Source organism: Streptomyces sp. NPDC048257 (genome assembly GCF_043201855.1).
GTDB lineage: Bacteria > Actinomycetota > Actinomycetes > Streptomycetales > Streptomycetaceae > Streptomyces.
In genome coordinates, this window is the sequence record NZ_JBICZI010000013.1 from 99,493 (window position 1) to 125,249 (window position 25,757).

A 25,757-nucleotide genomic window follows, 5' to 3' on the forward strand; every position below is an offset into this window, starting at 1 on the left:
GCGTGCGCGACAGCGGTCACCACCGCCGCCACGGGAGGGAAAAGCACGACCATGCACAACACCGCAACACGCACGGAGTCCGGCGACACCACGCCGGGTGCACCAGGCACACCGGGCACACCGGCCGCCACAGGCCCGGCCGGCGAAGCCGCCGGCCCCGCCGGCGACCCCCGCCTGCGCTGGAGCAGCTCCGACGGCCGCCCCGCCGTGCCCGTCCTGCGGTTCCGCCGGGACGGCATCCTCCCCACCGTCGCCGCCGCCCTCTCCGTACGCGGCGAAACCCTCACCGGCACCGCCGGCAAGGCCGACCAGCCCCCCGTGCTCCACCCGCTCGTCCAGGACTTCCTCGACACCCTCACCAGCGGCCAGCGCGAACGTTTCACCGGCCGATGTCCGGAGGCGATCCTGCTCTCCCGCCACCTGGCCGCCGTCGAGGGCGCCCGCTCCCGGCGCGCCTCCCGCAAGCCCCTCTCGCCGAGCGAGGCCCGCCGCTCCCTCAAGCACGCGAAGATCACCGCCCGCCGCATCCGCGAGGACGGCGACCCGCTCCACGGCAGCTACGCGCCGCCCTGCCGCTCCTGCGACGCACTCCTCGCCCACTTCGGCGTACGCTCCGTCGACCTCACCCCCTCCGAGTAGCCATGACCTCCGCCTCCGCCTCCTACGACCGCTCCTCGGCCACCCGTTTCCCGGTCGCCGTGGACTCCGCCCTGCGCACCGCCGGATGGGAACCCGGCCGCTGGGACATCAAGCAGGCCGAGTACTGGGCCGACGCGCTCCGAGACCACACCACGCCCGCCGGACACCGGCACACCGTCTTCCCCGCCGCCGTCGAGGCGTGGGCCGAGTTCGGCGGCCTGACCGTCACCGCGCCCGGTCCCGGCCGCCAGATCGCCCCGACGCCCGTGCGGATCGACCCGCTCACCGGACTCCACCTCGCGCGCACCTTCGCCGACCTGGGCCGGGCCCTGTCCACGCAGCTGTGCCCACTGGGCATCGAGGCCGACGGGGGCTCCCACCTGGCGCTCGACCGCGAGGGCCGCGTCTACGGCATCGACCACACCGGCGACTGGTTCCTCGGCCCCACCCTCGACGAGGCCCTCACCCTCCTCCTGACGGGTCTTCAACCCACCCGCCTGACCACCGGCTGACGCCCCGGCCGCCCCGGGCCACCGCCCGCCGGTCGCGACGGGGCCGGGTGTGTGCCGGGGCGCTCCCCGCAGGGCGCCGAACGCACCGCCGCTGCACGCTCCGGCCCCTCGTCACGTTCGGCGCCCGAGGAGACGCTCCGGCGCGCGCCCGGTCCCGGCGCGGCCGGCCACCGGCAACGGCGCGCGCACCGCCGGGGCCCGCGCTGGCGAACCGCCGAGGCCCGCGCCTAGCGGACCGGCAGGACCGCCGACACCCGGAAGCCCCCGGCGTCCGTGGGCCCGGACACGAACACCCCGCCGAGCCCGAGCACCCGCTCCCGCATCCCGACCAGCCCGTTCCCCCCACTGGGAAGTCCCGGCTCGGGGGCCCGGCCGTCGCAGGGGTCGTTCTCCACCTGCATCGCCACCTCCCCCTCCCGGTGCGCGAGCCGCACCACCACCCGCGCGCCCGGGGCGTGCTTGTGGCAGTTGGTGAGCGCCTCCTGCACCACGCGGTACGCCGTCTGCTCGACCTCCGCCGCGTACGCCGCGCACTCGCCGTGCACCAGCATCTCCACGGCCATCCCGGCCGCCCGCGACTGCCCGACCAGCGTCTCCAGCTCACGGAGCGAGGGCCCGTCCTCCATGACCCCCGCGAACGCGACCGCGGCCACGGGCACGGCGGGCACGGGAGCCGTGTCCGCCGCCGCTTTGGGCGCGGCCCGGAGCACACCGAGCATCTCCCGCAGCTCCGTCAGGGCCTGCCGCCCCATGTCCCCCACCAGAGCCGCGTTCTTCGCCGCCCGCGCCGGGTCCTTGACCGCCACCGCCTCCAGCGCGGCCGCGTGCACCACCATCAGCGAGACCCGGTGGGCGACCACGTCGTGCATCTCCCGCGCGATCCGGGTCCGCTCCTCCGTACGGGCCCACTCGGCCCGTTCCTCGGCCCGGTCCGCCAGCAGCGACAACTCCCGCTCCAGCGAGTCCGCCCGCTCCTGCAAGCTCTCCATCAGCCGCCGCCGGGCCCCGATGTAGAGCCCGAACAGCACCGGTGGCACGGTCAGCGCCACCGCGACGAACCCGGACAGCACGACCACGAGCGTCGTGTCGGCCTCCACGTCCCCGCGGGTGCGCAGGTACATCACGACGAACGTCGCGGCCAGCGACATCGAGGCCAGCGTGGCGATGATCCGCCGGGGCACCTCGGAGGAGGCGAGCGAGTACATCCCCACCACCGAGAGCAGGAACCCCATCGCGGCGGGCGCCACGGCGATCCCCACGAGCACCACGGCGATCGGCCACCGCCGCCGCAGCACGAGCGTGCTCCCCACCACCAGCCCGAACGCCACCCCGACCGCGGTCGGCACCCCCGCCTCACGGGCGAAGCTCACGCCCTCCCACGCACACTCCACGGCGGACACGCCGCCGAGCACCACGTCCCCCACCGCGTCCCGCCGCCGCGCCCACCACAACGGCGGCCCAGCGCGGCCTTCCACTTCCCCCGTACTGGTCATGCCGTCCAGCGTACGGGCGGCTTCCACGACGCCCCGGGCACATACCCGCCACCGAAACGGCGGGGACGGGTACCGTCGCGGTGAGGGCAGGTGGTACGGCATAGTAGGGACGGCCAGCTTGATCGGTACGCCGAAATGTCCGATTGGGCCGCCTTCACTATCCCCTGTGGTGTAATTGGCAGCACTGAGGCTTTTGGTGCCTTATGTCCGGGTTCGAGTCCTGGCGGGGGAGCTGCTCAAGTCCGGGTCCAGACCGTCACGGTCGGGACCCGCGTTCGTTTGCGGGCACCGGCACCCCGGTATCCTTCACGGGTCCACCCCCGAAGCCGAAGGGCACACCCGTGAGCGCCAACCGCCCGGCAGCCGTCGTCGTACTCGCAGCGGGTGAAGGCACCCGCATGAAGTCGGCGACTCCCAAGGTTCTGCACGAGATCTGCGGGCGCTCGCTCGTCGGTCACGTCGTCGCCGCCTCCCGTGAGCTGGACCCCGAACACCTCGTCGTCGTCGTCGGGCACGCCCGCGAACAGGTCACCGCGCACCTCGCCGGCATCGACGCCGACGTCCGCACCGCCGTCCAGTACGAGCAGAACGGCACCGGGCACGCCGTCCGCATGGCCCTCGAAGCGCTCGGCGGCGGCCTCACCGGCACCGTGATCGTCGTCTGCGGCGACACCCCGCTGCTGACCGGGGAGACCCTGAGCCGGCTCGCGCAGACGCACGACGCCGACGGCAACGCCGTCACCGTGCTGACCGCCGAGGTGCCGGACTCCACCGGCTACGGACGGATCGTCCGCGACGCCGGCGGCGCCGTGACGGCCATCGTCGAGCACAAGGACGCCTCCGACGCCCAGCGCGCGATCCGCGAGATCAACTCGGGCGTCTTCGCCTTCGACGGCGCCCTGCTCGCCGACGCGCTCGGCAAGGTCCGTACCGACAACAGCCAGGGCGAGGAGTACCTCACCGACGTCCTCGGCATCCTGCGCGAGGCCGGGCACCGCGTCGGCGCCGCCGTGGGCAGCGACCACCGGCAGATCCTCGGGATCAACAACCGCGTCCAGCTCGCCGAGGCCCGCGCCCTGCTGAACGCGCGTCTGCTGGAGCAGGCCATGCTCGCGGGCGTCACGGTCGTCGACCCCGCCGGCACCTTCGTCGACGTGACCGTCACCTTCGGCCAGGACGCGATCGTGCACCCCGGAACCCAGCTGCTGGGCTCCACGCACATCGGTGAGGGCGCCGAAGTCGGCCCCAACACCCGGCTGAAGGACACCCGGGTCGGCGCGGGCGCCCGGGTGGACAACACCGTCGCCGAGAGCGCCGTCGTGGGTCCGCAGGCGAGCGTGGGGCCGTTCGCGTACCTGCGCCCCGGCACGAACCTCGGCGCGAAGGCCAAGGCCGGTACGTACGTCGAGATGAAGAACGCGACGATCGGCGAGGGCACCAAGGTCCCCCACCTGTCCTACGTCGGCGACGCGACGATCGGCGAGTACACCAACATCGGCGCCGCGAGCGTCTTCGTGAACTACGACGGCGAGCACAAGCACCACACCACCGTCGGCTCACACTGCAAGACGGGCTCCGACAACATGTTTGTGGCGCCCGTCACCATCGGGGACGGCGCCTACACGGCCGCCGGATCCGTGATCACGAAGGACGTGCCGCCCGGCGCCCTGGCCGTGGCCCGTGGCCAGCAGCGGAATATCGAGGGCTGGGTGGCCCGCAAGCGTCCGGGCAGTGCCGCTGCCACGGCGGCGCAGTCGGCGGTCCAGGAGGACTCCGAGCGCCCCTGAGGTGAACTGACCGGAAACAGGTACGCCCGTGACGGCGTACCGTGATAGTGCACGCAATTCGGCTGGCTCACCGTGTGCGGGACGGACGCACATGGGGGCGAGCAGCTTCAACACGTCTGAGGAGACAGTGCTGTGACCGGGATCAAGACGACCGGCGAGAAGAAGCTGATGCTCTTCTCCGGCCGCGCCCACCCCGAGCTGGCCGAGGAGGTCGCACACCAGCTGGGAGTCGGCCTCGTGCCGACCAAGGCTTTCGACTTCGCGAACGGTGAGATCTACGTCCGCTTCCAGGAGTCGGCTCGCGGCGCGGACTGCTTCCTGATCCAGAGCCACACGGCTCCGATCAACAAGTGGATCATGGAGCAGCTGATCATGATCGACGCGCTGAAGCGCGCGTCGGCACGCTCCATCACCGTGATCGTCCCGTCCTACGGGTACGCCCGCCAGGACAAGAAGCACAAGGGCCGCGAGCCGATCTCGGCCCGCCTGGTCGCCGATCTGCTGAAGACCGCGGGTGCGGACCGCATCCTCACGGTCGACCTGCACACGGACCAGATCCAGGGCTTCTTCGACGGCCCGGTGGACCACCTCTCGGCCCTCAACGTCCTCGCGGACTACGTCGGCGCCAAGGTGGACCGTACGAAGCTCACGATCGTGTCCCCGGACGCCGGCCGCGTGCGCGTGGCCGACCGCTGGTGCGACCGTCTGGACGCGCCGCTGGCGATCGTGCACAAGCGCCGCGACAAGGACGTCGCCAACCAGGTGACCGTCCACGAGGTCGTCGGTGAGGTCAAGGGCCGCGTCTGCGTCCTGGTCGACGACATGATCGACACCGGTGGCACCATCTGCGCCGCGGCCGACGCGCTGTTCGCGCATGGCGCCGAGGACGTCATCGTCACGGCCACGCACGGCATCCTGTCCGGCCCGGCGGCCGACCGCCTGAAGAACTCGAAGGTCAGCGAGTTCGTCTTCACGAACACCCTGCCGGACCCGTCCGACCTGGAGCTCGACAAGATCACGGTGCTGTCGATCGCCCCGATGATCGCGCGCGCGGTGCGCGAGGTCTTCGAGGACGGTTCGGTCACCAGCCTCTTCGAGGAGCAGCAGTAACCACAGCGGTGACCGCTGCGCGGTAGATCCTTTTTGGTACGGCCTCCCCCGCCGGGTACACTCCATGAGTTGCTCGGCGAGGGAGGCCGTACCCGTTCACGGTACGGATGCTCCGTTATCGACGCGCTCTTCGTAGCAGGCCGTTCCGGCCGGGTGACTTCCGTTCAATTCCGTCACCCCACGAGGAGTGAGCATGTCCGAGGTCAAGCTTTCCGCCAAGATCCGTGACACCTTCGGCAAGGGCTCTGCCCGTCAGGCCCGTCGCGACGCCCTGACCCCCGCCGTCATCTACGGCCACGGCACCGACCCGAAGCACGTCAGCGTCGACGCCCACTCCCTCCAGCTGGCGCTGCGCACCCCGAACGTCCTGATCTCCCTGGACATCGCGGGCGGCGGCACCGAGCTGGTCATCCCGAAGGCCGTGCAGAAGCACCCGCTGAAGCGCTCGATCTCCCACGTCGACTTCCTGATCGTCAAGAAGGGCGAGAAGGTCACCGTCGACGTCGCGATCGTCACCGAGGGCGAGCTGGCCGTCGGCGGCAACATGCTGGAGACCCTCCAGAACACCATCTCCGTCGAGGCCGAGGCCACCCACATCCCGACCGAGGTCACCGTCTCGATCGCGGGCCTTGAGGCCGGCGCCACCATCCACGCGTCGGACCTGGTCCTCCCGGCCGGCACCACCCTGGCCGTCGACGGCGACATCGCCGTCCTGCAGGTCGTGGCCCCGCAGGCCGAGGAGCCGGCCGCCGCCGAGGCCGAGGGCACCGAGGCCTGAGCCTCGCCCCACCCCCTCAGCAGTTGCTGACCGACCGCCGTCCGGCTCCACTGGAGCGGGACGGCGGTCGTCTTCGCAGAGGAACCGAGGAGCTTTTGATGTCGGACGACGCGGCGCCCTGGCTGATCGTGGGCCTGGGGAACCCGGGACCGGAGTACGCGGGCAACCGCCACAACATCGGGTTCATGGTGGCCGATCTGCTGGCGGAGCGGATCCGCGGGAAGTTCAAGGCGCACAAGGCCCGGGCCCAGGTGGTCGAGGGCCGCATCGGCCCGCCGGGGCCGGCGAACCGCCGGGTGGTGCTGGCGAAGCCGATGACGTACATGAACCTGTCCGGCGGCCCCGTGACGGCCCTGCGCGACTTCTACAAGGTGCCGCTGGAGCGGATCGTCGCCGTCCACGACGAGCTGGACATCGACTACCCGACGCTGCGCCTGAAGCTGGGTGGCGGGGACAACGGGCACAACGGCCTGAAGTCGATGACCAAGTCGATGGGACCCGACTACCACCGGGTGCGGTGCGGCATCGGCCGGCCGCCGGGCCGGATGCAGGTCGCGGACTTCGTGCTGAAGGACTTCTCCTCCACGGAGCGCAAGGAGCTGGACTGGTTCGTGGACCGGGCCGCGGACGCCGTGGAGTGCCTGATCGCGGAGGGCCTGGAGCGCGCCCAGTCGGCGTACAACTCCTGACGGGTCCGCGGACACGCGGAAACGGGGAAGCCCCCGCACCGGGCCGGTGCGGGGGCTTCCTCGTGTCCGGTCAGCCGGTGTTGCGCAGGCCCGCGGCAACGCCGTTGACCGTGAGCAACAGGGCGCGGGCGAGCAGCGGGTCGGCTTCCTCGTCCCGGGCGGCGGCGGCGCGCTGGCGGGCCAGCAGGGAGACCTGGAGGTAGGAGATGGGGTCCAGGTAGGCGTCGCGTACGGCGAGGGTCTGCTGGAGCACCGGGTTCGAGCCGAGGAGCTCCTCGTCGCCGGTGATGCGCAGGACCTCGCGGACGGTGAGCTCGTGCTCGGCCTCGATGCGGGCGAAGACGTGCTTGAGGTGCTCCGGTACGAGGGTGTCGACGTAGTGCCGGGCGATCCGCAGGTCCGTCTTGGCCAGGGTCATCTCGACGTTGGACAGGAAGTTGCGGAAGAAGTGCCAGCGCCGGCCCATCTCGGCGAGGACGTCCTCCTGGCCGGCCTCGCGCAGGGCCTTGAGGCCGGAGCCGACTCCGTACCAGCCGGGGACGATCTGGCGGGACTGGGTCCAGCCGAAGACCCACGGGATGGCGCGCAGGCCGTCGAGGCCGGCGCCGGAGTCGGGGCGGCGCGAGGGCCGGGAGCCGAGGTGGAGGTCGGCGAGCTGGTCGACGGGGGTCGCGGCGAAGAAGTACGCGGGCAGGTCGGGGTCCTCGACGAGCGCACGGTAGGCGGCGTGCGCGGCGTCGGAGACGGTGTCCATGGCCGCGTCCCAGCTGGAGAGCGCCTCGTCGGACTGGCGGGGCGCGGTGTGCAGGGCGGAGGCCTGCAGGGTGGCCGCGACGGTCAGTTCGAGGTTCTCGCGGGCGAGCGAGGGGACCAGGTACTTGTCGGAGATGACCTCGCCCTGCTCGGTGACCTTGATCTCGCCTTCGAGGGTGCCCCAGGGCTGGGCCAGGATCGCGTCGTGCGAGGGGCCGCCGCCGCGGCCGACGGTGCCGCCGCGGCCGTGGAAGAGGCGCAGCCGCACGCCGTAGCGGTGGGCGACGTCGCGCAGCCGGCGCTGGGCGCGGTGGATCTCCCACTGGGAGGTGGTGATGCCGCCGAACTTGGAGGAGTCGGAGTAGCCGAGCATGACCTCCTGGACGTCGCCGCGCAGGGAGACGAGGCGCCGGTAGGAGGGGTCGGCGAGCATCTCGTCGAGGATGACGTCGGCGGCGCGCAGCTCGTCGGTGGTCTCCAGGAGCGGGACGATGCCGATCTTGGCCCAGCCGGTGTGGAGGTCGATGAGGCCGGCCTCGCGGGCGAGGACGGCGGCGGCGAAGACGTCGTCGGCGCCCTGGCACATCGAGATGATGTAGGACTCGATGACCTCGGGGCCGAACTTCTCGAAGGCGTCCTTGATGGCGGAGAAGACGCCGAGGGTCTTGGCGCCGGCGGCGTCGAGCGGGGCCGGGGTGGGGGCCAGCGGGCGGCGGGAGCGCAGTTCCTTGGCGAGGAGCTTGCCGCGGTACTCGCGCGGCATGTCGGCGTAGCGCCAGGACTCCTCGCCGAGCCGGTCGAAGAGCTGGCCGAGGGCGTGGTGGTGGGCGTCGGCGTGTTCGCGGACGTCCATGGTGGCGAGCTGGAGGCCGAAGGCGGCCAGCGTGCGGATGGTGCGGTCCATGCGGCCGTCGGCGAAGAGGGCGCCGCGGTGTTCGCGCAGGGAGGTCTGGACGAGGGTGAGGTCGGTGAGCAGCTCGGCGGTGCCGAGGTAGTCGCGGCCTTCCTCGTGCGGGATGCCCTTGGCCAGGCGCTCGCGGGTGTTGAGGAGCTTCTGCCGGATGCAGGTGGCCTTGAGGCGGTACGGCTCCTCGGCGTTCAGCCGCTTGTAGCGCGGGCTGATCTCGGGGAGGCGCTCCAGGTCGGCCTGGAGGGAGGCCAGCAGTTCCTCGGTGGCTCCGGTGTAGCGGATGGAGTTGGAGAGGAGTCCGCGCAGGTAGTCGATGAGTTCCAGGGCGTCGCTGATGCCGTGCTCGTGCTGGAGGATCAGCACGTCGCGGGTGACCTCGGGGGTGACGTTGGGGTTGCCGTCGCGGTCCCCGCCGATCCAGGTGCCGAAGGTCAGGGGGCGGGTGCCGGCGGGCAGCTCGACGCCGACGCGCTGGAGCTCGGCGGCGAGGTCCTCCAGGACGTCGCCGACGGCGCCGGCGTGCAGCTCGTCGAGGTAGTAGATGGCGTTGCGGGCCTCGTCGGCGGGCTCGGGGCGCACGACGCGCAGTTCGTCGGTCTGCCAGACGAGGTCGATGTTCTCGGCGAGGCGCAGGTCGTGGCGGCGGCGGTCGCCGGCGCCGGTGACGGGCTCCTCCAGCAGGGTGGCGATGCGGCGCAGCTTGTTCAGGACGCTGCGGCGGGCCGCCTCGGTGGGGTGCGCGGTGAAGACCGGGCGGACGTTGAGGTTCTTGACCGTCGCGCGCAGGTGTTCGGGGTCGGCGTCCTTCAGCATGTCGGCGGTGCGGGCGAGGAGCCCGCCCTCGGCGGCACGGTGGGCGCGCAGTTCCTTGCCGCGGTGCACCTGCTCGGTGACGTTGGCGAGGTGGAAGTAGGTGGAGAAGGCGCGTACGAGCTTGGCGGCGGTCTCCAGGTCGGTGTCGCCGAGCAGGGCGGCGGCGGCCTCGCCGTCGGTGCGGGTGAGGGCGCGGACGCGCTCGACGAGGTCGAGGAGGTCCTGGCCCTCCTGGCGTACGAGGGTCTCCCCGAGGAGGTCGCCGAGGCGGCGGATGTCCGCGCGCAGTTCCGCGTTGGCGGTGGCGGCCGGGGTGACGGGGGCCTGGCCCTGGGGGGCCTGGTCAGCACTGCTCACAGGTGCGGCTCCTTGCAGTGTTCGAGCGCTACTGGGCGGTGGGCTCCCGGCGACGTGCGGCGATGCCGTACCCGGACTCCGTCCGGGCGGATCTCCGCTCCTGATGCGCAGCTCGGGCTGCCCGTGCGGACCGCGCTGTCCGACGGGACCAGGATAGGTGTCCGATCCGTGTGCCTGGGCAAACGTCTCACCAGGCGGCGCGTGCACAGCTCCCGCGCGCCCCGTCTCCCGGCGCTGTTCCTGTTGCCTCCGGACCCGGCTTTGCCATACTTACGATGCCGTAGGTTACGGATCCGTAGGGTTCGTGACCCCGAGCCTGCCGTCTTCCCTCCCCCTCTCACCCCCCAGGGGCACCCATGACCACCAGTCCCGATCTGATCGAGGGTGCCTCGGCACCCTCCGGCACATCCGAGCCGTCCGCGACCCTCGGCGGCGAGAACAAGCGGTCCATCGAGCAGATCGCCCTGCTGCTGTTCATCACCGTTCCCTTCGTGGCGCTGCTGGCGGCGGTGCCGCTGGCCTGGGGCTGGGGGGTGAGCTGGCTGGACCTGGGCCTGATGGTCTTCATGTACTTCCTGGCCTGCCACGGGATCACCATCGGTTTCCACCGCTACTTCACGCACGGTTCCTTCAAGGCGAAACGGCCGCTGCGGATCGTGCTCGCCGTGATGGGGTCGATGGCGGTGGAGGGGCCGCTGGTGCGCTGGGTGGCGGACCACCGCAAGCACCACAAGTTCTCCGACCACGAGGGTGACCCGCACTCGCCGTGGCGGTTCGGCGAGACGCTGCCGGCCCTGATGAAGGGGCTGTGGTGGGCGCACATCGGCTGGCTCTTCGACGAGGAGCAGACCGATCAGCAGAAGTACGCCCCCGACCTGATCAAGGACCCGGCGATCCGCCGGATCTCGCGGGACTTCATCTTCTGGACGATGATCTCGCTGGCGATCCCGCCGCTGGTGGGCGGTCTGGTGACGATGTCCTGGTGGGGCGCGTTCACGGCGTTCTTCTGGGGCTCCCTGGTGCGGGTGGCGCTGCTGCACCACGTGACGTGGTCGATCAACTCGATCTGCCACGCGGTGGGCAAGCGGCCGTTCAAGTCCCGCGACCGCAGTGGCAACGTGTGGTGGCTGGCGGTGCTCTCCTGCGGGGAGTCCTGGCACAACCTGCACCACGCCGATCCGACCGCGGCGCGGCACGGTGTGCTGCGCGGCCAGATCGACTCCAGCGCGCGGCTGATCCGCTGGTTCGAGCAGCTGGGCTGGGCCACGGACGTGCGCTGGCCGTCGGCGGCCCGCATCGACGCCCGGCGCAGGGAAAACGAGTCGAACGCGGCATGATGGGGGGCGTGGCGATCGACGGCGGTAACTCCAGCAGCGACAAGCCCAGGCGCGGCCGCCGGGTACGGATGACGGGCGCGGAGCGGCGCCAGCAACTGCTGGACATCGGCCGGACCCTCTTCGCGGAGAAGGGCTTCGAAGGCACCTCGGTGGAGGAGATCGCGGCGAAGGCCGGGGTGTCCAAGCCGGTGGTGTACGAGCACTTCGGCGGCAAGGAGGGCCTGTACGCGGTCGTCGTGGACCGGGAGATGCGCCAGCTGCTGGACGGGGTGACGGGCGCGCTGACGGCCGGGCACCCGCGGGAGCTGCTGGAGCAGGCGGCGTTCGCGCTGCTGGACTACATCGAGTCGTACACGGACGGTTTCCGGATCCTCGTCCGGGACTCCCCGGTCGCCCAGTCGACGGGCACCTTCGCCTCGCTGATCAGCGACATCGCCACGCAGGTCGAGGACATCCTGGGTCTGGAGTTCAAGGCGCGGGGCTTTGACCCCAAGCTGGCCCCGCTGTACGCGCAGGCGCTGGTGGGGATGGTGGCGCTGACCGGGCAGTGGTGGCTGGACGTCCGCAAGCCCAAGAAGGCGGAGGTGGCCGCGCACCTGGTGAATCTGGCCTGGCACGGGCTGGACGGGCTGGAGTCGAAACCGCAGCTGGTGGGCCGGCGCAAGAACTGAGCGCCGCTCGCACGGCGGACCCGGCAGCGCCCCGTCACCGGATCTCCGGTGGCGGGGCGCCGTCGTGTGGTGCGATTTATGCGCAAGGTTCGAGAGCCGCCGGTTCCGGGCGGTGCCGTTCCAGGAATTCGAGCCGGTTGCCGACGGGGTCCTCCGAATAGAAGCGGCGGTGGCCCGGCAGGTCGTCGTCCCAGACGACCTTGGCGCCCCGCTCCCGCAGTCTGTTCGCGTACGCCTCGATGTCGGTCACCCGCAGCCCCGGGTGGGCCTTGCGGGCGGGCCGGAAGTCCTCCTCCACGCCGAGGTGCAACTGCACCGGCCCCGCCTCGAACCAGCAGCCCCCGCGTGCGGCGAGGACGGGCGGCTTGGGGATCTCGGTCATGCCGAGGACGTCCGTGTAGTACGCGCGGAGCCGGTCCTCCGAGTCCGGCGGCGCGGCGAGTTGCACATGGTCGACTGCGGTCAGCACGGTCATGCCTCCTTGCGGGCTACGGCGAAGATGCGGCGGAACGGGAAGACGGTGCCGCGCGGGCCGGTCGGGTAGACCGCGCGCAGCCGGTCGCGGTATTCGGTGAGGAAGGCGTCCACGGCGTCGCGGTCGTCGCCGAGGGCGGTCAGTACGGGCCGCAGGGCGGTGCCCTTGACCCAGTCGAGCACGGGGTCGGGCCCCTGGAGCAGTTGGTGGTAGGTGGTCTCCCAGACGTCGGCGGCGCAGCCGAGTGCGGTGAACCGGGCGAGGTATTCGGCGGGTTCGAGGAGATGGATGTAGCGGGCGCCGTGGCCGGCGAGCCGGGGCCGCCAGCGCGGGGTGTCGCACTGTTCGGCGAGCAGGGCGTGGCTGGGGGCGGTGAAGTTGCCGGGAATCTGGAAGGCGAAGGTGCCGCCGGGGCGCAGGCCGTTGATCCAGGCGCCGAAGGAGCCGGGGTGGCCGGGGACCCACTGGAGGGCGGCGTTGGAGACGATCAGGTCGTAGGGCTCCTCGGGGAGCCAGGTGGCGAGGTCGCCGTGGCGGAAGTCGAGGTCGCCGCCGCCGGGGGTGGGCCCGGCGTGCTCCTCGGTGGCCCGGTGGAGCATCTCCTTGGAGAGGTCGAAGCCGGTGATGCGGGCTTCGGGCCACCGGTCGGCGAGGAGGGTGGTGACGTTGCCGGGGCCGCAGCCGAGGTCGGCGATACGGGCGGGGCGCTGGGGGAGTTCGGGTATGCGGGTGAGGAGGTCCAGGAAGGGCCGTGTGCGGTGGCCCGAGTGACGGAGGTACTGCTGGGGATCCCAGGTGGGGGCGGAGGGCGCGGTGGACGTGGGGGTCCCGGCGCGCGCGGTATCGGAATACATGTTCGAGCCTCCCTGCTGGCGGGGCGATCGGAAGCGGAATCCGTTCCGGCCCCCTCCATGCCCCATGCTCACTCTATTTATATCTCGACGTCAAGATACTCGTAATCGAGATACTTGGTGTGAAGAGACTTCACGTCGACAGACCCCTTACACTGATCGGCATGGAGGACGAGGTCGACCGACTGGTGGCGGCATGGCGGCGGGAGCGCCCTGACCTCGACGTGGAACCGCTCGAGGTACTGAGCCGCGTCAGCAGGCTCGCGCGCCACCTCGACCGCGCCCGCAGGCTGGCCTTCTCCGAGCACGGCCTGGAGCCGTGGGAGTTCGACGTCCTGACATCATTGCGGCGCGCCGGCGCGCCCTACCAGCTCTCTCCCGGCCAGTTGCTGACCCAGACCCTGGTCACCTCCGGCACCATGACCAACCGCATCGACCGGCTCGCCAAGAAGGGCCTCGTCGAACGGCTCCCGGACCCCAGCGACCGCCGGGGGGTCCTGGTGCGGCTCACCCCCGAGGGCCGGGACCGTGCCGACCAGGCCCTCGCCGGGCTGCTGGCGCAGGAGCGGGCGATCCTGGCCCGGCTCTCACAGGGCCAGCGCGGTGATCTCGCCGGGCTGCTACGCCAGTTGACCGCTCCGTTCGACAACATCCCCGGCTAGGTCGGCCGGTCGTACGCCGGCCCGCCGGGCCAGGGCCACCGCGGCCAGCGTGGAGTGCACACCGAGCTTGCCCAGCACGTTCTGCATGTGCGTCCGGACCGTGTGCGGGGACAGGAACAGCCGCGCCGCCACGTCCTTGCGGCCCAGCCCCGCCACCATGCAGCGCAGCACCTCGTGCTCGCGCGGGGTCAGCGACTCCACCAGCCGCTCGCTGTCCGTACGGTGCTTGCGCGCTGCGGTCAGCTCCCGGAGCACCCCGGTGAGCAGCGCGGGCGGCAGGTGGGTCTCCTCGCGCAGGACCCCGCGGATGACGGCCAGCAGCCGTGAGAGCGAGCAGTCCTTCGCCACCCAGCCCGAGGCTCCCGCCTGCAGTGCGAGGGCGGCCCTGCGCGGGTCGTCGCGCTCGGCGAGCACGACGGTGCGGACCCCGGCGTGGGTCACCCGCACCCCCGCCACCAGCGCGATCCCGTCCGCGCCGGGCGGCGGTGGCCCGGAGCCCGGCTCCCGCTGGGCGGGCACGGCCCCCGGGACCGCGCCGAGATCGGCGTCGACCAGCAGGACGTCGAAGCGGCGGCCCTCGGCCGCCGCGCGTTCGAGGCAGCGCAGCGCGGCGGGGCCGCTGCCGGCCGCGGACACGTCCACGTCCGGCTCGGCCGCGAGCGCGGCTGCGAGCGATTCGGCGAAGATGCGGTGATCGTCGACGACGAGAACCCGGATACGAACCACAAAACCCCCAAGGGTAGGGGAACGGACGACGGCGGGTACGGCGCCCGGACCGGGTGATCCGCAGCTGCCCCGGCCGCCGCCGTGACATATCTGCATACCCCGGACCGGACGACGTACCCGACTTGTCTCGACCCCTGAATCAACACCGGCCCCCACCGGTGTCACGCATCAGCGTAGGGCCGGGGGCGTCCGGCGGTTGGCCGAATAGCAGAAGATTTCCCAGGGATTTTCCGGCGCGGGCGTCCCGAACCGGCTTTGTGGTGGCTTGAAATCGACTGCGCCGAAGGTCCTGATGGCGGCTTCGGTACCGGCGTGTGCCGCGGGCAGTTGCACGGGGTGCATTTCACCCGGCGTGTGCACGCCGGGCGCCCGCGCACAGCGCCCACCCGCAGCGCACGGCGAACACGCACGCGCCCCCCGCACCGATCGGGGTGCGGGGGGCGCGCAGGAGAGCGGAGGTCCGGACCGGTACGGAAGGTTCCGGCGGTTCCGGCGGCTCGGGAGGTTCCGGAGGTTCAGGAGGCGTGCGTGCGCGCGAAGTTCCAGGCGTCCGTGATGATCCCGGTGAGGTCCGAGCGGCTCGGGGTCCAGCCGAGGCGCTCGTGGGCCGTGCGTGCGGAGGCGACGAGCATCGCGGGGTCCCCGGCCCGGCGCGGGGCGACGACCTCGGGGATGTCCCGGCCGGTGACCTTGCGGACCGTCTCGACGACCTCGCGGACCGAGAACCCGCTGCCGTTGCCCAGGTTGCAGATCAGGTGCTCCCCGTCGGCGGCGACCCGCAGGGCGGCCAGGTGGGCCTCCGCCAGGTCGGCGACGTGGATGTAGTCGCGTACGCAGGTGCCGTCCGGGGTCGGGTAGTCCTCGCCGAACACCGAGATCGACTCCCGCTCGCCCAGCGCGACCTGGAGGACCAGCGGGATCAGGTGCGTCTCGGGGGTGTGCCGCTCGCCGAACTCCCCGTAGGCACCGGCCACGTTGAAGTAGCGCAGGGACACCGCGGCCAGGCCGTGCGCCACGCACTCCCCCGCGATCATGTGGTCGACGGCCAGCTTCGAGGCACCGTACGGGTTGGTCGGCGCGGTGACCGACGCCTCCGTCAGCAGACCCTCCGTCGGCTCCCCGTAGGTGGCGGCGGTGGAGGAGAACACCAGCTTGCGCACGCCCGCCCCGCGCATCGCGGCCAGCAGGGCCAGCGTCCCGCCGACGTTGTTCTCCCAGTACTTGCCCGGGTTCACCACGGACTCGCCGACCTGCGAGGAGGCCGCGAAGTGCAGCACCGCGTCGTAGGACGGGTCCAGGTGGCGGGCCGCGTCCTGGATCCGGCCCTCGACGAAGGTGGCACCGGCCGGGACCCCGACGCGAAAGCCCGTGCTCAGGTCGTCGAGGACGGTGACCTCGTGGCCGGCCTCCAGAAGGTGGGCCGCGACCACGCTGCCGACGTATCCGGCGCCACCGGTTACCAGGTACTTGCTCACTCGCCTACTGCCTCTCACGGGGGAGCACGCGCGGGTGCGTGCGCGTGCTTGGAGACTGGCTTACCCGATTCCGCGCCCGCGGGGAAATCGGCGGGGGCCGCCGTCGCCGCGTCAGCCGCGCGCGGCGGCGGACTGCGTCCCGGGCAGCGCCCGGTCCAGCAGGCCGGTGCGGGCGGCCAGCGCGGCCGCCTCCAGCCTCGACCCCACGCCCAACTTCATCAGCACCCGCTGCACGTGCGTACGCGCGGTGCTCGGGGCGATCTCCATGCCCGCGGCGATCAGCCGGGTGTCCTCGCCCTCGGCGACCCGGACGAGCACCTCCACCTCGCGCGGAGTGAGCAGCCGCAGCAGCCGGCTGCCCTCGTCGTCGGGCTGCGCGGCCGGGTTCAGGAGCTCCGCGAAGGCCCCCTGCAACAGCTGCGGGGCGATCGCCACCTCCCCCGCCCTGGCCTTGGCCAGGGCCCGCTCGACGCCCTCGATGCGCTCGTCCTGGCGCACGTACCCCGAGGCGCCGGCGGCGAAGGCGGCCGCGATCCCGCGCGGGCTGGGCACCGGGCCGAGGACGACCACGGCGATCTGCGGGCGCTCGCGCTTGATCCGGACCACGGGCTCGAAGACCCCGGGCTCGGCCGGGGTGGCGGTGCCGAACAGGCAGACCTCCGGGGCGCGGCCGATGACCAGCTCGGCGGCGCCCGCGGCCGGGGCTGCGGCCGCCAGTACCCGATGGCCACGCAGCTTCAGGGCAGAGGCGAGCGCCTCGGCCAACAGCCGGTGCTCGTCGACCACCACCACCCGTACGCCCATTGAGGAACCACCCCCCACCCTTCTGACCCGGCAAGCTACACGCTTGTTCGACGGTGCGAGGGGGATACCGCGCAGAAGCCCCCGATCGGTGCGGACCGTTCGGGGGCTTTCGGCGGTGCCGTACGCGTCAGCTCGCGGTGAAGGAGACGAAGAGGTACTCCGGGTCGGCCTTCTCCGAGTACGGCTTGCTGACCGTCGTACGGGAGATGAAGAGCTTCCCGTTGTGGTAGCGGTACTCGGAGTACTCGGGCGAGTAGCCGGTCTCGGCGCGCTGGCTCGCCTTGTCCTCCGGGTTCTCCATGAGGACGGTTTCCTTCATCGTCCTGCTGTCGATGCTGACGATCTGGCCGCCCTTGTCGTACGGCGGGTTCTTGTAGGCGATGATGTTCGACCCGTCCATGCGCAGCGGGAACATCGTGTACCGCTCGCCGGCGTCGGCGCGGTCGGTGGTCTGCTTGCCGGTCTCCAGGTCGAAGGAGAGCAGCTCGTTGGTGCGGCCGCCGGCGGCCTGGCCCTGGTGTTCGTAGGACGGCAGGTAGATCCTGCCGTTGCCGACGACCATGTTGACGCACTTCTCGACGTCCAGTCCGCACTTGCCGGCGAAGTCTCCGGAGGCGAGCGGGATACGGGCCTTCAGCTCGCCCTTGGGGTCGATGACGAAGAGGTCGCTGACGCCCGTGGCGTTCTTCGCGGTCTTGCCGACGTCGGCGGCCACGATCAGGGGCTTGGTGGAGACGATGGACGCGTCCTCGATGCCCTGGGAGAGCTTGTACGAGGCGGTCGGCGCACCGGTGGCCGGGTCGAGGAGCTGCCCGAACAGGGTGTAGTTGGGGCTCTGGCCGCACTTGCGGATGGCGGCGAGGGCCTCACCGCCGGCGTAACCGACGTCGCGGCAGCCTTCGCCGTCGACCTTGGGCGGCCACAGGGACTTGCCGTCGGCGAGGTTCCAGGCGGTGCCGCCCGCGGAGATGCCGGCCGCGGCCACGGTCTTGCCGCTGAGGGTGACCGTGGAGAGCGTGACGGGCTTGTCGCCGCCGGTGGCGCTCTTGGCGTTGCCGGACCAGAGGAGCTTGCCGCTCTCCAGGTCGATGACGCCGACCTCGGTGCACTGGGGGTACTTGTTCTCGGGCGTCGACTGGGTGGCCCTGAAGAGGACCGCCGTCTTGTTCTCGCTGACGTGCTTGGTCGCGGCGCAGAGCTCGCCCGGGAAGGGCAGCTCCCACTTCTTGCCGCCGTCGACGAGGTTGTAGCCGACGACCTTCGCGAGGTCGGACTTGACGTACGTGGTGTCGGTCAGCCAGGAGCCGGCGACGGTGGCGACGTCCGCCGGGACCGGGCTCGGCTGGTTGAAGAGCGGCTTCGACTTGGTGTTCGCGGGCGCCTTCTCGGTGCCGGGCACGTAGGCCTGGCCCTTGCCGTCGCCCGGGGAGGCGCTGGGGCCGCTCTCCGGCTTGCTGTCGGTGCCGCTGTCGCCGGAGGTGTACCAGAGGCCGCCGCCGACGATGAGGACGATGGCCAGGAGGGCCGCGCCGACGATCGTCAGCTGGGTGCGCTTGTCGTTGCCGCGGCCCGCGCCCGCGGGCCGGGGGGCGGGCGCGGGCGCGGACGGCGCGCCGAACGACTGCGGGCCGCCGGGCTGCTGCGGGTAGCCGTAGCCGGGCCCGGTCTGCGGGTACCCGTACGCGGGCTGCGCGGCCGGCGGCTGCGGCGGGGGCCCGGCCGGCGGCGCGGGCGGCGCGGGCGGTCCGGAGGGCGGCACCGGCGCGCCGAAGCCGCCCGGCGGCGGATCCTGCGGTGCTCCGAAGCCGCCGGACGGCGGCTGGCTGGGGGGCGGCGGGGTACTCATCGGATGCTCTTGCCTCTCGGTGGGCGGTTCGTGGGGGGACGCGTTCTCACTTGCCGAAGACCATCAGGAGCTTCTCGTCCTGGCCCTGGGCCCGCAGATGGGTGGAGGAGATGAAGAACCGTCCGTCCACGTAGTCGAGCTTCGGGGTGTAGAAGGTGCTCTCGATCGGGGCGGCGGGGCCCGAGGGGTGGCGCAGCAGCGCGGTGGGCGTGCCGCCGGCGGCCGGGATCGAGATGACCTCGCCGCCCTGGTCGGCCTCGGCCTTGCGGTAGGCGATCAGCTGCCCGTCCACGGCCTTGAGGGGCGTGAGGGTGCGCTTGTCCCCTGCCGGGGTGCGCCACTTGTCCTTGCCGGTGGCCAGGTCGAAGGCCACGATCTCGTTGGCCGCGCCGGCGGCCGCCGCGGTGGGCAGGTACAGGGTGTTCCCGTCGACGACGGCCGAGGGGCAGGTCGCCAGGGACCGGAAGAGGCCGGTGTCGCCGCAGCCGACGGCGAAGCTGCCCTCGCCGGCGAGGGTGGCGGTCTGCTTCCCGTCGGGCCCCAGGACCACGATGGAGCGCTGCTTCGTCTGCTCGTTGCCGATGTCGAGGACGGTCGGGTTCACCGAGTAGATGCTGGTGACCTTGAACTTCGCGGGGAGCCGGAAGGCCCAGCCCTTCGCGCCGGTGACGGGGTCGATGCCGTGCACCTCGGCGGAGGAGGCCTCGTCCGAGCAGGTGGCGAGGGCGATCACCTTGCCGTTGCCGGCCTCGTAGGAGTCCGGGTTGCAGCCGTCGCCCAGGGGGCTCGCGAAGAGCTTGTCACCGTTGCTGATCTTGAAGGCGCTGGCGGTGCCGCCGCGGCTGACGGTGACGGTGTCGCCGATCATGGACAGGGTGGGGTTGGTGAAGATGTCGAAGAGCCCCTCCTTGGGCACCTGCTTCGACCAGACCTCCTTGCCCGTCTTGAGGTCGACCACGCGCAGCTGGGTGCAGGCGGCGCCCTCCCCCTCACCATCGCGGTACATGACGGCCGTCCTGCCCTCGGGCGTGGCGTGCGGGGCGACGGAGCAGATCAGGGCAGGGAAGGCGAGTGTCCACTTCTCCTTGCCGTCGGTGACCCCGTAGCCGGTGAGGGACTTCCAGACGCTCTTGACGACGGTGTCGCCGACGACCCACTGGCCGGCGGAGTCGACGCCCATGCCGGGGCCGTCGATCTTGGTGGTCTTGAGCCAGAGGACCTTGTCCTCACCCTGCTTGCGGCCGGCGTTGAGGTCCGCCTGCCGGCCGCCCCCGTCTCCGTTGCCGTCGCCCTTGTCCACGGAAGGGGAGCCGGAGGGCTTGGCGTCCGTGGGCTCTTGGGCGACCGGCTCCGGGTCCTTGCCGTCGCCGGAGAAGGCGACGTAGCCGACACCTCCGAGGACGAGGACGGCGGCCACCGAGGCGGCGATGAGCAGGACCGCCTTCTGCTTCGGCTTCGCGCCGGGGGCGCCGCCGGGCGGGAGCGGCGGGTAGCCGGGGCCCGCCTGCTGCTGCACGGTGGGCGGCTGCGGCGGGTACGCGTGCTGCTGCGCGTACGGGTTCTCGCCCTGCGGCGGGAATCCGTAGCCCTGCTGGGGCGGGCCGGGGAGGTGCCCGTAACCGGAAGGTGTCGGTGGCTGGTTCGGCGGCTGGGGCGGCTCGGTCATCAGCGCACGCTTTCGGCATCGGGGGGGGCGGGGAGGATGACCTTTCTATCACTGACGGCGCACATACATCGGGCCGGTCCGCCCCCTGTTCCCAAGGGAGGACCGGCCCGTGATGCCGCCGTTATCCGGCCAGTTGGCCCGCGCGACGGGGCCGCCCGGGGCGGACGGCCCCGGCCCGGCTCAGGCCTCCTCGGCCAGCTCCAGCCAGCGCATCTCCAAATCGTCGCGGTCCGCGAGGAGTTCGCGGAGCTCCGCGTCGAGCTTGGCCACCTTGTCGTAGTCGGTGGAGTTCTCGGCGATCTGGGCGTGCAGGTTGCCCTCGCGGTCGGACAGCTTGTTCAGCTGCCGCTCGATCTTCTGGAGCTCCTTCTTCGCGGCGCGCGAGTCCCCCGAGGCGGTGGACTTCGCGGCGGTGGCGGCGGGGGCGGGCGGGGCGGCCGCCTCGATCATCCGCTGCCGGCGCTCCAGGTACTCGTCCAGACCGCGCGGCAGCATCCGCAGGCTCGCGTCGCCCAGCAGCGCCATCACCGTGTCGGTGGTGCGCTCGATGAAGAAGCGGTCGTGGGAGATCACGATCATCGAGCCGGGCCAGCCGTCGAGGAGGTCCTCCAGCTGGGTGAGGGTCTCGATGTCGAGGTCGTTGGTGGGCTCGTCGAGGAAGAGGACGTTGGGCTCGTCCATCAGCAGGCGCAGGATCTGCAGGCGGCGCCGCTCACCGCCGGAGAGGTCGCCGACCGGCGTCCACTGCTTCTCCTTGGTGAAGCCGAACTGCTCGCAGAGCTGGCCCGCCGTCATCTCGCGGCCCTTGCCGAGGTCGACGCGGTCGCGGACGCGCTGGACGGCCTCCAGGACGCGCAGGGACGGGTCGAGTTCGCCGACCTCCTGGGAGAGGTAGGCCAGCTTGACGGTCTTGCCGACGATGACCTTGCCGGCGGCGGGCTGGACCTCGCCCTGGGTGCGGGCGGCCTCGGCGAGGGCGCGCAGCAGGGAGGTCTTGCCGGCGCCGTTGACGCCGACGAGGCCGACGCGGTCGCCGGGGCCCAGGTGCCAGGTGAGGTGCTTGAGGAGCTCCTTCGGGCCGGCGTGCACGCTGACGTCCTCGAGGTCGAAGACCGTCTTGCCGAGGCGGGCGTTGGCGAACTTCATCAGCTCGGAGGTGTCGCGCGGCGGCGGCACGTCGGCGATCAGCTCGTTGGCGGCCTCGATGCGGTAGCGGGGCTTGGAGGTCCGGGCGGGGGCGCCGCGGCGCAGCCAGGCCAGCTCCTTGCGCATCAGGTTCTGCCGCTTGGACTCCTCCGTGGCGGCGATCCGGTCGCGCTCGGCGCGGGCGAAGACGTAGTCGCTGTAGCCGCCCTCGTACTCGTGCACGTCACCGCGCTGCACGTCCCACATGCGGGTGCACACCTGGTCGAGGAACCAGCGGTCGTGGGTGACGCAGACGAGTGCGGAGCGGCGCTCCTGGAGGTGCTTGGCCAGCCAGGAGATGCCCTCGACGTCGAGGTGGTTGGTGGGCTCGTCGAGGATCAGGAGGTCCTGGTCGGCGATGAGCAGCTGGGCGAGGGCGATGCGGCGGCGCTCGCCGCCGGAGAGCGGGCCGATGACGGTGTCGAGGCCCTGGCCGAAGCCGGGCAGGTCGAGGCCGCCGAAGAGTCCGGTCAGGACGTCACGGATCTTGGCGTTGCCGGCCCACTCGTGGTCGGCCATGTCCCGGATGATCTCGTGGCGGATGGTCGCCCGGGGGTCGAGGGAGTCGTGCTGGGTGAGGACGCCCATGCGCAGGCCGCCGGACTGGGTGACCCGGCCGGTGTCGGGCTCCTCCAGCTTGGCGAGCATCCGGATGAGGGTGGTCTTGCCGTCGCCGTTGCGGCCGACCACGCCGATCCGGTCCCCCTCGGACACGCCGAGGGAGATGCCGTCCAGCAGGGTACGTGTGCCGTACACCTTGCTGACTGCCTCGACATTGACCAGATTGACGGCCATCAGACGCGCTCCAGGGAAGGGGTGTGGATCAGCCCCTCAGCCTAACCCTCCGGGCCGGGGCTGACCGTTCCACGAGATACCAGCCGCCCAGCGCCATCGCGATCGCGGCCGGCGCGGTGACGGGCAGGGCGATCAGGGTGGCGCTGTGACCGTCGAGCAGACCGCCGAGCCCGGTCATGGACAGGCCCAGGATGCCGAGCAGGCACAGGGTGATGCCGAGGGCGGCGACGGGGCCGCCGCTGCGCCGGGCGGCGGCGGGCGTACTGGGCCGGGGCGCCTCGAAGCGGCGGAAGAGTGCGACGAGGAGGCCCGTCAGCGCGGCCGCGGCCAGGATCCGTACCGGGACCTGCGCCCACCAGGCGGCCGTGGCGGGGGCCGGCAGGGCCAGGCCGAGGGCGAGCTGCACCCCGTACACACCGAGCATGGCGGTGAGGTGCCACAGGAAGGCGGTCATGGCGAGGCCGTTGGCCGCGACGACCCCGCGCCAGACGCGCGGGCGGCGCAGCCAGGCGGTGGCGGGCCCGGCCGCCAGCTGGACCGCGCCGACGAGCCACAGGCCGTGGCAGAGCAGGGCCAGGGTGGGCGGGGCCATGTTCGACACCTTCTCGCCGGGCATCCCGACCATGGACAGCGGGTACGGGCCGTACGCCACCAGCAGGGCGGCCGAGGCCAGTCCCGCGGCGGCGAGGACGGCGGGCCGGCGGATCCGGCCGTCGGCCCGCAGGAAGCCGAGCTGGTGGACGGCCAGCCAGACGAGCGCGAAGTTCAGGAACTCCACGTAGGGGACGCCGAGCGCGAAGCGCAGTACGTCGACCAGCGCGGCCGCCCCGGCCAGCGCGGCGAAGGCGGCCCAGCCGTGGCGCTCGTGCAGCTTCAGCAGCGGCGGGGTGAAGGCGACCATGGCGAGGTAGATCCCGATGAACCACAGCGGCTGGGTGACCAGCCGCAGCGCGGCCCCGGTCAGCGGTCCGCCGCCCCGGCCGGCGAGCTGCACGGCGAGCGCGGCGGCGGCCCACACGAGGACGAAGACCAGGGTGGGGCGCAACAGGCGCTGGAGCCGGGCGCGGAGGAAGGCGGCGTAGACGGGTCCGTCGGTGCGGCGGGCCAGGGAGCGGTAGGACAGCGCGTGCGAGAACCCGCCGACGAAGAAGAAGACGGGCATGATCTGCAGCCCCCAGGTGAGCACCTGGAGGGCGGGCACGAGGGCGAGCAGATTCCCTATGCCGTCGCCGCTGACGGCCGCCATCAGCCAGTGTCCGGCGATGACGGTGCCGAGGGAGGCGACGCGCAGCAGGTCGACGTACCGGTCGCGGTCGGCGGGGGTGGCATCGGCGATGTCGCGTGCGCTGGCTGTCATGGGGCCACGGTCGCCCCTGCCGGGCGTCTCCCGACAGGGTGCGGATACTCAACCCGGGCCTGAGTACTGCCCCGGTGCTCCGCCCGGACCCGCGCCTCGCTTCCGGCCCCGCCGGCGTTCGGGGCGGGGTCTGGGGCGGAGCCCCGGCAGCGGACCCGCAGGGTCAGGACGGCAGGACGGTGGCACCCGGCGCCGGGCTGGACGCCACGCGAGTGGCACGGCAGGTGCCGGAGGCTTCGAGCGCGGCCGCGACCTTGGCGGCGGCCTCCTCGTCCGCGACCAGGAACGCCGTCGTCGGGCCCGAGCCGGAGACCAGCGCGGCGAGCGCACCACCGTCCACGCCCGCGGCCAGGGTGTCCGCCAGGGACGGCCGCAGCGACAGCGCCGCGGGCTGAAGGTCATTGGCCAGGGCCGCCGCCAGCGCGTCCGCGTCGCCCGACGCGAGGGCCGCCAGGAGCGCCGGCGAGGCCTCGGGCTCCGGGATCTGCCTGCCCTCGGCCTCGGCGAGCCGGTCGAACTCGCGGAACACCGCCGGGGTGGACAGGCCGCCGTCGGCCACCGCGAACACCCAGTGGAACGCCCCGGCTTCCACCGGGGTCAGCAGCTCACCGCGGCCGGTACCGAGCGCGGCCCCGCCGACGAGGCTGAAGGGGACGTCGCTGCCGAGCTCCGCGCAGATGTCGAGGAGCTCGGCCCGCGGGGTGTTCAGGCCCCACAGGGTGTCGCAGGCCAGCAGGGCCGCCGCCCCGTCCGCGCTGCCGCCCGCCATGCCGCCCGCCACCGGGATGTTCTTCGCGATGTGGAGGTGGACGGCGGGCTCGATCCCGGCCCGGGCCGCGAGGATCTCGGCGGCGCGCGCCGCGAGGTTGGTGCGGTCCAGGGGGACCTGGCCGGCGTCGGGGCCGGTGCAGGTGATGGTCAGGCCGTCGGCCGCGGTGGCCGTGACCTCGTCGTGCAGGGAGACCGCGAGGAAGACGTTGGCCAGGTCGTGGAAGCCGTCGGGGCGGGCCGCGCCCACCGCCAGCCGGACGTTGACCTTCGCGGGGACCCGTACGGTCACGGCCGCGCGGGGCGCGCTCACAGTGCGGGCCTCTCCGCCGCCGGCTTGTGCTCGGCGATCGCCGCGAACTCCTCGACCGTCAGGGACTCCCCGCGGGCCTGCGGCGAGACACCGGCGGCGACCAGCGCGGCCTCCGCGCCCGCCGCCGATCCGGCCCAGCCGGCCAGCGCGGCGCGCAGCGTCTTGCGGCGCTGGGCGAAGGCAGCGTCCACGACCGCGAAGACCTCCGCCTTGGTGGCGGTGGTCTTGATCGGCTCGGTGCGGCGCACGAGCGAGACGAGACCGGAGTCGACGTTCGGGGCGGGCCAGAAGACCTTGCGGCCGATGGCACCGGCGCGCTTGACGTGCGCGTACCAGTTGGCCTTGACCGAGGGCACCCCGTAGACCTTGTTGCCCGGCTCGGCGGCCAGCCGGTCGGCGACCTCCGCCTGCACCATCACCAGCGTCCGCTCGATGGTCGGGAAGCGGTCGAGCATGGTCAGCAGGACGGGCACGGCCACGTTGTACGGCAGGTTCGCGACGAGCGCGGTCGGCGGCGGGCCGGGCAGTTCGGTCACGAGCATCGCGTCGGAGTGCACCAGCGCGAAGCGGTCCTTCTTCGCGGGCATCCGGGCCTCGATGGTGGCGGGCAGCGCGGCGGCCAGGATGTCGTCGATCTCGACGGCGACGACCCGGTCGGCGGCCTCCAGCAGCGCGAGCGTCAGCGAGCCGAGCCCCGGGCCGACCTCGACGACCACGTCGTCGGGGCGGACCCCGGCGGTGCGCACGATCCGGCGCACCGTGTTGGCGTCGATGACGAAGTTCTGCCCCTTCTGCTTCGTCGGGCGTACGCCGAGGGCGGCGGCCAGCTCCCTGATGTCGGCCGGCCCGAGGAGGGCGTCGGGGGTGCCGGGGGAGGTGTTCTCGGGGTTCTCGGGCTGCTGCTCTGCGGTGCTCACCGGTAAAGCGTCTCAGATCGGCCGAGTGATCCCGAGCCGGACCGGGTGTCGCGCCCGGGCGGGGCGGC

The 25,757-nt window shown here is 72.3% G+C and carries 22 protein-coding genes and 1 tRNA gene; 10 read left to right on the forward strand and 13 right to left on the reverse strand.

Annotation, left to right across the window (positions count from 1 at the left end; all coding sequences use genetic code 11):
* Positions 1-51 precede the first annotated feature (51 nt).
* Together ACGFZK_RS23895 and ACGFZK_RS23900 are read left to right on the forward strand one after the other, a co-directional pair.
* Positions 52-639, forward strand: coding sequence for a YwqJ-related putative deaminase (locus ACGFZK_RS23895; RefSeq protein ID WP_393850886.1), 588 nt, complete (start codon positions 52-54; stop codon positions 637-639).
* Positions 640-641: 2 nt separating this feature from the next.
* On the forward strand, positions 642-1,151 hold the full coding sequence (locus tag ACGFZK_RS23900) for an SUKH-3 domain-containing protein (protein ID WP_393850887.1): 510 nt from the start codon (positions 642-644) through the stop codon (positions 1,149-1,151).
* Between the two features lie 227 nt (positions 1,152-1,378).
* On the opposite strand, the gene ACGFZK_RS23905 is transcribed toward ACGFZK_RS23900, so the two are convergent.
* Positions 1,379-2,644: a histidine kinase gene (locus ACGFZK_RS23905; RefSeq protein WP_393850888.1), complete on the reverse strand. Its 1,266-nt coding sequence runs from the start codon at positions 2,642-2,644 to the stop codon at positions 1,379-1,381.
* A 160-nt stretch (positions 2,645-2,804) separates the two neighbouring features.
* Between ACGFZK_RS23905 and ACGFZK_RS23910 the strand changes: the two genes are divergently transcribed.
* The 5 genes from ACGFZK_RS23910 to pth all read left to right on the forward strand — a co-directional run bounded on the left by ACGFZK_RS23910 (position 2,805) and on the right by pth (position 7,008).
* A tRNA-Gln gene (locus ACGFZK_RS23910) sits at positions 2,805-2,876 on the forward strand.
* A gap of 109 nt (positions 2,877-2,985) precedes the next feature.
* A complete protein-coding gene (gene glmU, locus ACGFZK_RS23915) occupies positions 2,986-4,431 on the forward strand; it encodes a bifunctional UDP-N-acetylglucosamine diphosphorylase/glucosamine-1-phosphate N-acetyltransferase GlmU (protein ID WP_393850889.1) in 1,446 nt (481 codons plus the stop codon).
* 132 nt (positions 4,432-4,563) lie between these two features.
* A complete protein-coding gene (locus ACGFZK_RS23920; RefSeq protein ID WP_030716976.1) occupies positions 4,564-5,541 on the forward strand; it encodes a ribose-phosphate diphosphokinase in 978 nt (325 codons plus the stop codon).
* A gap of 193 nt (positions 5,542-5,734) precedes the next feature.
* Positions 5,735-6,319: a 50S ribosomal protein L25/general stress protein Ctc gene (locus tag ACGFZK_RS23925; RefSeq protein WP_393850890.1), complete on the forward strand. Its 585-nt coding sequence runs from the start codon at positions 5,735-5,737 to the stop codon at positions 6,317-6,319.
* A 98-nt stretch (positions 6,320-6,417) separates the two neighbouring features.
* Positions 6,418-7,008, forward strand: a complete 591-nt coding sequence (pth, locus tag ACGFZK_RS23930) for an aminoacyl-tRNA hydrolase (RefSeq protein ID WP_393850891.1) — start codon at positions 6,418-6,420, stop codon at positions 7,006-7,008.
* Positions 7,009-7,078: 70 nt separating this feature from the next.
* Here the strand turns inward: pth and ppc are convergent, their stop codons facing one another.
* Positions 7,079-9,841 (reverse strand): phosphoenolpyruvate carboxylase, encoded by a 2,763-nt coding sequence (ppc, locus tag ACGFZK_RS23935; protein WP_393850892.1) that lies wholly within the window; start codon positions 9,839-9,841, stop codon positions 7,079-7,081.
* 356 nt (positions 9,842-10,197) lie between these two features.
* Between ppc and ACGFZK_RS23940 the strand changes: the two genes are divergently transcribed.
* A complete protein-coding gene (locus ACGFZK_RS23940) occupies positions 10,198-11,178 on the forward strand; it encodes an acyl-CoA desaturase (protein WP_393850893.1) in 981 nt (326 codons plus the stop codon).
* Positions 11,175-11,849 carry a helix-turn-helix domain-containing protein gene (locus ACGFZK_RS23945; protein ID WP_030716992.1) on the forward strand — a complete coding sequence of 225 codons (675 nt, stop codon included), beginning with the start codon at positions 11,175-11,177 and terminating at the stop codon, positions 11,847-11,849. The genes ACGFZK_RS23940 and ACGFZK_RS23945 overlap by 4 nt, the downstream gene beginning before the upstream one ends.
* A gap of 76 nt (positions 11,850-11,925) precedes the next feature.
* On the opposite strand, the gene ACGFZK_RS23950 is transcribed toward ACGFZK_RS23945, so the two are convergent.
* Positions 11,926-12,318, reverse strand: coding sequence for a VOC family protein (locus ACGFZK_RS23950; protein ID WP_393850948.1), 393 nt, complete (start codon positions 12,316-12,318; stop codon positions 11,926-11,928).
* A gap of 2 nt (positions 12,319-12,320) precedes the next feature.
* Positions 12,321-13,178 (reverse strand): trans-aconitate 2-methyltransferase, encoded by an 858-nt coding sequence (locus tag ACGFZK_RS23955; protein WP_393850894.1) that lies wholly within the window; start codon positions 13,176-13,178, stop codon positions 12,321-12,323.
* Between the two features lie 161 nt (positions 13,179-13,339).
* On the opposite strand from ACGFZK_RS23955, the gene ACGFZK_RS23960 reads away from it, so the two are divergent.
* Positions 13,340-13,837, forward strand: coding sequence for a MarR family winged helix-turn-helix transcriptional regulator (locus ACGFZK_RS23960; protein ID WP_393850895.1), 498 nt, complete (start codon positions 13,340-13,342; stop codon positions 13,835-13,837).
* On the opposite strand, the gene ACGFZK_RS23965 is transcribed toward ACGFZK_RS23960, so the two are convergent.
* The 9 genes from ACGFZK_RS23965 to rsmA form a co-directional block, all read right to left on the reverse strand.
* A complete protein-coding gene (locus ACGFZK_RS23965; RefSeq protein WP_393850896.1) occupies positions 13,796-14,563 on the reverse strand; it encodes a LuxR C-terminal-related transcriptional regulator in 768 nt (255 codons plus the stop codon). The two genes, ACGFZK_RS23960 and ACGFZK_RS23965, sit on opposite strands and share 42 nt — an antisense overlap.
* A gap of 515 nt (positions 14,564-15,078) precedes the next feature.
* Positions 15,079-16,038: a UDP-glucose 4-epimerase GalE gene (gene galE, locus ACGFZK_RS23970; RefSeq protein WP_393850897.1), complete on the reverse strand. Its 960-nt coding sequence runs from the start codon at positions 16,036-16,038 to the stop codon at positions 15,079-15,081.
* Positions 16,039-16,149: 111 nt separating this feature from the next.
* A complete protein-coding gene (locus tag ACGFZK_RS23975) occupies positions 16,150-16,842 on the reverse strand; it encodes a response regulator transcription factor (protein ID WP_393850898.1) in 693 nt (230 codons plus the stop codon).
* 127 nt (positions 16,843-16,969) lie between these two features.
* Complete coding sequence (locus ACGFZK_RS23980; protein ID WP_393850899.1) at positions 16,970-18,688, reverse strand: PQQ-binding-like beta-propeller repeat protein; 1,719 nt, start codon at positions 18,686-18,688, stop codon at positions 16,970-16,972.
* A 46-nt stretch (positions 18,689-18,734) separates the two neighbouring features.
* Complete coding sequence (locus ACGFZK_RS23985) at positions 18,735-20,354, reverse strand: PQQ-binding-like beta-propeller repeat protein (protein WP_393850900.1); 1,620 nt, start codon at positions 20,352-20,354, stop codon at positions 18,735-18,737.
* Positions 20,355-20,534: 180 nt separating this feature from the next.
* Complete coding sequence (locus ACGFZK_RS23990) at positions 20,535-22,334, reverse strand: ABC-F family ATP-binding cassette domain-containing protein (protein WP_393850901.1); 1,800 nt, start codon at positions 22,332-22,334, stop codon at positions 20,535-20,537.
* Between the two features lie 28 nt (positions 22,335-22,362).
* Entirely contained in the window at positions 22,363-23,691 is a 1,329-nt protein-coding gene (locus ACGFZK_RS23995) for an acyltransferase (RefSeq protein ID WP_393850902.1), read from the reverse strand.
* A 163-nt stretch (positions 23,692-23,854) separates the two neighbouring features.
* On the reverse strand, positions 23,855-24,772 hold the full coding sequence (locus tag ACGFZK_RS24000; RefSeq protein ID WP_393850903.1) for a 4-(cytidine 5'-diphospho)-2-C-methyl-D-erythritol kinase: 918 nt from the start codon (positions 24,770-24,772) through the stop codon (positions 23,855-23,857).
* On the reverse strand, positions 24,769-25,689 hold the full coding sequence (rsmA, locus tag ACGFZK_RS24005) for a 16S rRNA (adenine(1518)-N(6)/adenine(1519)-N(6))-dimethyltransferase RsmA (protein ID WP_393850904.1): 921 nt from the start codon (positions 25,687-25,689) through the stop codon (positions 24,769-24,771). The genes ACGFZK_RS24000 and rsmA overlap by 4 nt, the downstream gene beginning before the upstream one ends.
* Positions 25,690-25,757 lie beyond the last annotated feature (68 nt).